This window comes from Frankia sp. AiPs1, from assembly GCF_023716945.1.
Lineage (GTDB): Bacteria > Actinomycetota > Actinomycetes > Frankiales > Frankiaceae > Frankia.
On record NZ_JAMQQF010001053.1, the window covers coordinates 1 to 956 of the forward strand.

The window sequence follows — 956 nt, forward strand, 5'->3', positions numbered from 1 at the left end:
GGCATGCCCGGCGCGCAGCTCCCGGTCCAGCTCGGCAAGTTCGGCGCGCACCGCGGCGCGCGTGGACCGGCCGAGCAGCGCCGGGCGGGCGCTCATCACCGCGGGTTCGGGCGGGGCGTACCGGCCACGCAGGTACTCCCCGATCCACCGGCCCCGCGCGCCGGCCAGCTCCGGGGACCCGCCGACGTGGAAGACCCAGGCGGCCGCCAGGTCGAACACGCTGCCGAAGCGAGGCGAGTCCGGGCCGCCCGGTCCCAGCCGGGCCGTGCCGTCGCCCAACACGACCGCGTCGAAGACGCCGAGCAGGTCGCCCACCGCCTCGGATTCTGCCCCGGTCCCCGCCGCGGCCGGGGATGTCGCCGGAGCCGCGGATGTCGCCGGGGTCCGCGGATCGGCCTGCACGCCATGGACTTCGAAGGGCGGCGCAGCCGGGCTGGCCGCGGTGAGGCGCAGGGTGGCGGGCGACACCGCGACGACCCGGTCGGCGCAGCCGTACGCGGTGAGGCGGGCGTGGACGGCGGGCGGCACGGGGCCGGCAGAGAAGGCGGCGACCGCGAGCCCCCCGTCGACGAGGGAGATCGTCGCGGCGGCGGTGGCCGCGTCCACGCCGAGAACGGCGACCCGGGGAAGACCTGTCACGCTGGGGCACTCTAGTGGCGCCGCGGTCGGGCCTGCGCACTACGGTGAGAACATGAGTGTCGTCAAGATCAATGCGCTGACCGTGCCCGCCGAAATGCGGGCCGCACTCGAATCGCGGTTCGCCGGTCGGGCCGGGATGGTCGAGCAGGCCGACGGGTTCGAATGGTTCGAGCTGCTGCGCCCGATCGAGGGAACGGACACCTACCTCGTCTACACCCGCTGGCGGAGCGAGGAGGACTTCCAGAAGTGGCAGTCCTCGCAGGCGTTCGAGGAGGGCCACCGCCGGGCGGCCGCCGAGGCCGCGGCCGGCGCGGGCG

General features: G+C 75.7%; 2 protein-coding genes. One reads left to right on the forward strand and one right to left on the reverse strand.

Features of this window, described 5'->3' with window-relative positions; translation table 11 throughout:
• Nucleotides 1–639: hypothetical protein (locus ND748_RS32790; RefSeq protein WP_251750132.1), on the reverse strand; the 639-nt coding region annotated here is incomplete at its 3' end.
• A gap of 52 nt (nt 640–691) precedes the next feature.
• Between ND748_RS32790 and ND748_RS32795 the strand changes: the two genes are divergently transcribed.
• Nucleotides 692–956 (forward strand): antibiotic biosynthesis monooxygenase (locus tag ND748_RS32795; protein WP_251750133.1); only part of this gene is annotated, 265 nt, incomplete at its 3' end.